Source organism: Halomonas gemina (assembly GCF_023554995.1).
In the GTDB taxonomy this organism is placed as follows: domain Bacteria; phylum Pseudomonadota; class Gammaproteobacteria; order Pseudomonadales; family Halomonadaceae; genus Halomonas; species Halomonas gemina.
Genome location: NZ_JAMJPK010000030.1, coordinates 1 through 433, shown reverse-complemented (window position 1 = coordinate 433; position 433 = coordinate 1). Strand labels below are relative to the sequence as shown.

The window sequence follows — 433 nt, the reverse complement described above, 5'->3', positions numbered from 1 at the left end:
ACACAGAGCCTCACCTTCAATTTTGCCGGTTTCGATCCTGGCAGCGATGGTAATCAACATGACCATGAAGCCGACCATGTAGGGATCCGACCATGTAAGGTCGGATATGCCACCGAGGCGCCCGCGGCTTTTTTCGACCATGGGGGAGATCACAGCGGTTGCGGCCCTGTGGGCTCTACGAACTTTGAACAGATCAAGGGCCCAGCGCCACATGTCGCTGCTCTCCGCATGACTCCAAAAAGTGTCAGAATGCCAACGCCGCCCTTGTTTTGTTCAAGGACCTGCTGGATCATACATCAATAATCGCGCAGTGCTCCAGACCCGTCAGGAGTGGACCTTTCCATGGCGTCCAGCCAGCTTCCGACAAAGCCAGATTTTGAGGCGCTTGCGGCATCGGCGCCCGCGTCGGCCGATCGCCGCACGCTCATTCTGG

1 protein-coding gene is annotated in these 433 nt (G+C 57.5%); it reads right to left on the bottom strand.

Annotation, left to right across the window (positions count from 1 at the left end; all coding sequences use genetic code 11):
- Positions 1 to 213, bottom strand: a 213-nt coding sequence (locus M8009_RS18910; protein ID WP_250064031.1) for a hypothetical protein, incomplete at its 3' end; no start/stop codon positions are given.
- Positions 214 to 433 lie beyond the last annotated feature (220 nt).